The organism is Streptomyces sp. NPDC004561 (genome assembly GCF_053602155.1).
On the sequence record NZ_JBSGDB010000585.1, the window covers coordinates 1 to 4,988 of the forward strand.

5 protein-coding genes are annotated in these 4,988 nt (G+C 75.2%); all 5 read right to left on the reverse strand.

Annotated elements, in window-relative coordinates:
* Positions 1–2,132 (reverse strand): amino acid adenylation domain-containing protein (locus ACWEN3_RS41275; protein ID WP_452982304.1); only part of this gene is annotated, 2,132 nt, incomplete at its 3' end.
* Positions 2,133–2,134: 2 nt separating this feature from the next.
* The gene (locus tag ACWEN3_RS41280) at positions 2,135–2,416 is read right to left on the reverse strand and encodes an acyl carrier protein (protein WP_452982307.1); all 282 of its coding nucleotides are present in this window, start codon (positions 2,414–2,416) and stop codon (positions 2,135–2,137) included.
* 81 nt (positions 2,417–2,497) lie between these two features.
* Positions 2,498–3,769, reverse strand: a complete 1,272-nt coding sequence (locus tag ACWEN3_RS41285) for a cytochrome P450 (protein ID WP_452982310.1) — start codon at positions 3,767–3,769, stop codon at positions 2,498–2,500.
* Positions 3,770–3,772: 3 nt separating this feature from the next.
* Positions 3,773–4,477: a thioesterase II family protein gene (locus ACWEN3_RS41290; protein WP_452982313.1), complete on the reverse strand. Its 705-nt coding sequence runs from the start codon at positions 4,475–4,477 to the stop codon at positions 3,773–3,775.
* Positions 4,478–4,488: 11 nt separating this feature from the next.
* Entirely contained in the window at positions 4,489–4,710 is a 222-nt protein-coding gene (locus ACWEN3_RS41295) for a hypothetical protein (RefSeq protein ID WP_452982315.1), read from the reverse strand.
* Between the last annotated feature and the right edge of the window lie 278 nt (positions 4,711–4,988).

Consider the following 4,988-nt stretch of genomic DNA (forward strand, 5'->3'; position numbering starts at 1 on the left):
GACGAGGCGGAGCGGCGGCCGGGTGCGGACAGTGACGTGGAGCGGCGCTGCGGGCGGCTGCTGCGGGAGCGGCTGACCGGGAGGCGGTCGACCACCGTCCACAGGGTTGGGACCATGTACGACGGCACCTGCTCGGCCAGCCGGGCCCGCACCTCCCGGACGTCCGGCCGCGTCCCGTCCCCGCCCGCCGGGCCGGGGACGAGCGCCGCCACCAGGCGCTTGCTCGCGCTGTCCGCGCCCACCGCGAAGACGACGGCGTCGTGCACCAGCGGATGGGCCGCCCGCAGCGCCCGGCCGATCGCGGCCGGCTCGATGCGGTACCCGCGGATCTTGACCTGCTCGTCGGTCCGGCCGAGGAAGCACAGCCGCCCCACCGGGTCGATCCGCACCAGGTCGCCCGTGCGGTACAGCCGCTCCGGCACCTCCGGGCAGAACCGGCCGAAGCGGCGCTCGGTCTCGGCCGCGTCGCCGAGATAGCCGGTGGCCAGGCCCGCGCCGGAGGTGCACAGCTCGCCCACCGCCCCGGGCGGCAGCAGCCGGTCCCGCTCGTCGAGGACGTACACCCGGGTGCCCGGCACCGGGGTGCCGATCGGCAGCGGCCGGGCGGCCTCCTCGGGCCGGGTGACCGAGTGGGTGGTGGTGAAGGTCGTGTTCTCGGTGGGACCGTAGCCGTTGGTGACGGTCAGCCCCGGGTGCCGGGCCAGCAGCCGCGCCACATGCTCGTACGGCACCACGTCCCCGCCGGTCAGCACCTGCCGCATGCCGCCGAAGCAGTCCCCGGCGAACTCCACGAGCAGCCGGAACAGCCCGGCGGTGAACCAGGCGACCGTCACCTTCCGCTCGGCGATGAACGCGCCCAGCTCGGTCGGGGAGGCCAGCCCGTCCGGCTGGACCTCCAGCGCGGCGCCGGTCAGCAGCGCCCCCCACAGCTCGAACGTGGAGGCGTCGAAGGGCAGCGGCGACAGCCGCAGCACCCGCTCGCCGGGCCCGAGCCGGGCGTAGTCCGCGCCCAGCGCCAGCCGGACGACCGCGCTGTGCGGTACGCACACGCCCTTCGGCTCGCCGGTGGATCCGGAGGTGAAGGCGACGTACGCGAGCAGACCGGCCCCGGACGCGGGCGGGCACGGGGCGCCGCCGGACCCGTCCGCGCCGGGCTCGAAGACGGCCACGGCCGGGATGCCGGCCAGCGCGGTACGGGCGCCGGCGGGCCGGTCGGTCAGGATCGCCGCCGGCCGGCACCTGGCCACGATCCGGGCCAGATGGGCGTCGGGCAGGCTCAGGTCCACGCCGACGTAGGCGGCGCCCGCCCAGACGGCGCCGGTCACGGCGACGATCTCGGCCGCCGACCGGGGCAGGGCGACCAGCACGGTGTCGCCCGGGCGGACCCCGGCCGCGCGGAGCCGGCCGGCCTGGAGGGAGGCGGCACGGGCGAGGGCGCCGTAGGTCAGCTCGGTGTCACCGTCGCGCACCGCCGTGGCGTCCGGCGCGGCGTCGGCCCTGTGCCGGAGCAGCTCGCCGAGCGAGGCGGCGGGGAAGTCCCGGCCGGTGTCGTTGACCCGGTCCAACAGCCGCCGGGCCTCCTCCGACAGGCAGCGGACGTCCGCCAACGGGCCGTCCGCCACGGCCAGTTCCGCGCAGGCGGCGCGCAGGCCGGCCACGAAACCCTCCAGGTCGGGCAGGCTCCACTCCGTACCCGAGTACTCGGCGTGGACGCACCCCGGGCCGGTCTCCCAGACGCTGAGTTCGCTGCCGGTGCGGGCGCCGGAGCCGTACCGCGCCGGAGCGTCGGCGGCGGGTGTGCCGGCGGCCGCGGCCGCCGTGCGGTGCACGTACCGCAGCCAGTCGCCGGCGGGCAGGTCGTCGTCGATCTCGAGCCGGACCGGCACCGGTGCCGACGTCCCGTCGGCGGCGTGGTCGACGATCAGCCGCCGGGCGCCCGTCCAGCGGGCGAGGGCGAGCGCGTACCCGGCGAGCAGCAGCGAGCCGGATGTGACGCCGGCCCGCGCGGCGCGCGACGTGCCGGCCGCGCCCTCGGCGGGCCCGGACGTGACGGACAGGGCCGGGACCCCGTTCCCGGGGTTCCGGCCCTGTCCGTCGCCCGGGAGGTCGATGCGTTCCTCCACGGTCTCCACGGCTACACCTCGGCGGGTGCCGGGACGGCGTCCGCGAGCAGCGCGGCCTGGCCGCGTACGGTTCCGGCGCGCAGCACGTCCATGGTGCGCACCGGCCGCCCGGTCGCCTGGCACAGGTGCTCCACCAGCGCGACCAGCAGCAGCGAGTCGCCGCCCGCGTCGAAGAAGTTGGTGTCGTCCCCGACCTCGCTCAGGCCGAGGACCTCGCACCACAGCGAGCGCACCAGCTCCAGGTGCGCGGCGCCGGCGGCGGGGTCCGCCACGGTGAGGGTGTCGTGCGTCATGTCGTCCTCCAGAAAGGGTGTCAGCGGCAGATGTGGACAGCGGCGCAAGCGGCCGGCACGGGCGCCGGCGCCTGGGCGTGGTCAGTGGCCGGTGCCGGGGCGGCGCCGGGCGGTGACCGGCACGTGCTTGTAGCCGGACGCGAAGGTCGAGATCAGCCGCTCCGGCCGGCCCGCGGGACGGAAGTCCTCGTAGCGGCGCAGCAGTTCCTCGAACATCAGGGACAGGGTGAGCCGGGCCACGCTGTGGCCGACGCAGTAGTGCGGGCCGATACCGAAGGCCAGGTGCTTGTTGGGCCTGCGGCGGATGTCGAAGGTCTCGGGGTCGGCGAACACCCCGGGGTCGCGGTTGGTGGCGCCCAGCCACACCACGATCGCCTCGCCCGCGGCGACCGGGGTGCCGTGCACCACGGTGTCGGTGGTGGCGTACCGCATGACGTGGTTGACCGGGGAGGCCCAGCGCAGCGCCTCCGCGACGGCCGAGGTGTTCAGCTCGGGGTGGGCCGCCCAGTCGTCGAGGACGTCGGTGCCGGCGAACTCGGCCATCACGAAGGTCGGTGCGTGCGGGGTGGTGACGTTGGCGCCGAGGATCAGGCTGTAGCAGTTGGAGATGACCTCGCCGGGGTTCATCGTGCGGCCCTCGAAGCGGGTCGAGAGCAGGCTGCTGAGCAGGTCGTCGCCGGGGTGGCGCTGGCGGTGCCGGACGACGTCCTGGAAGTAGCCGAAGAGCTCCATGTGCGCCCGGTTCAGGGTCGCCGCCTTCCCGCCGGGCTCCTGGAACTCGGGGTCGTCGGCGGCGATGCACTGGGTGGTGGCGCGGGTGAGCCACTCCCAGTCGGCGCGCGGCAGGTCCATCATGGTGCCGGTGACCCACATCGGCATCGCCATCATGGCCGTGGCGAAGTCGAACACCCCGCCGTCGCCGAGGGGTTCGAGCAGCTCCACCAGCAGGGCACGAATGCGCTCGCGCTGCCGGCCGACGGCCTTGCTGGTCAGGGCGCGCTTCAGCCGGGCCTGCCGCGCGGTGTGCACGGGCGGGTCGGTCACGGCGAGCTGCTGTCCGCCCGCCGGGTCGTCGGTGCCGAGCAGGTCGAGCAGGGTGCCCCGCTCGGAGGTGAAGGTGGTGGCGTCGCGCAGGACCAGGTCGGCGTCCGCGTAGTGGAACGCCGACCAGAAGCCGCGCTCGGCGTCGACCTGCTGCCAGTGCAGCCGGTCCCGGGCCCGCAGCTCGCGCCAGACGGCCGGGGCGTCCCCGCCGCCGTACAGCGTCGGGTCGACCAGGTCGGCGTCGGTCGCGGCGGTGAGCCGGGCGAAGGGGCAGCGGCCCACGGGGGCCTCGCCGGCCAGTGCGGTCATGGCTCACTCACCCCCGTCGAGTTCGCCGGCCACGGCGCGCAGCACGGGCTCGGGGTCGTCGGTGAGGTACATGTGCCCGCCGTCCAGCTCGACGCTGCGGAAGGAGCCGCGGGTCTCCGCGGCCCACTCGGCGGCCTCGGCGGCCGAGACCAGTTCGTCGGCGCGGCCGCGCAGCGAGGTGACCGGCACGTCGAGCAGGTCGGGGTGGTCGGAGGAGTAGTTCTCGTGCATCACCGAGTCGGCGCGCAGGAACGGCATCATCACCTGGATCATCTCGGGGTGGTCCATGGCCGGGTGCCGGTAGCCGGCGACCCGACGCAGCCCCTCCAGGAAGCCCTCGTCGTCGAGTTCGCTGACCCGCTCCACATCGCGTTTGCGGGGCCCGGGGGCGCCGCTGACGAAGAGCCGGGCGACGTCGACGCCGTGCCCGGTGAGCCGGCGGGTCAGCTCGTAGGCCAGCTCGGCGCCGAGGCTGTGCCCGAACAGGGCCACCCGGTCGGCGCCGGAGATCTGCCCGAGCACCCAGGGCAGTTCCGCGTCCATGGCCTCGCCGACATCGGTGTACGGCCGCTCGGCGAACCGCTCCTCGCGGCCCGGCAACTGGAGGGGTACGAGCGAGAGTCCGGCGGGTGCGAGCCGCCGCCACTTGCGGAAGAAGGAGGCGCCGGCTCCGGCGAAGGGCAGGCAGACCAAGGCTGTGGTGGTCATCGTGGGCTCCCTCAGGCCGCCGTCGGGTGGCCGCTGGCCGCGGCGCCGGCGCCGTGCCCGGTCTCGGCCCAGCGGGCGAGGACGCGCTGCGGGTCGTCCGCGCGCAGTTCGGCGAGGAGCGTGTGGACGCGGTCGGCGCCGTGCACGCTGGCGACGAGGCGGCAGCCGCGGGTGATCAGCACCTTCTTCTCTCCGGGACGCGATTCGTATCCGTACCGAGGCGGGCGGGCCATGGTTCTCCTGCCTTTCCTGTGCGACGGGCATGGGACTGGACGTGCGAAAGGGCGCGAGCGGGACGAGCGGAGAACTCGGCGAGTTCGCCGATCAGGGGGAACGAGAGGCGAGAAGAGCGGGGGGAATCGGGCTCTGCCGGGATTCTGGCAACGCGCCCGGTGTCCGCTCCAGGCAATCCGTCGGCAATTGGCCGAACCAGACGCCCCGGCGACTGCCAGGGTGCTGAGGACGCCACCGGCAACTCCGGCCCGCATCGCGAGGGACGACGCGCTGCGGC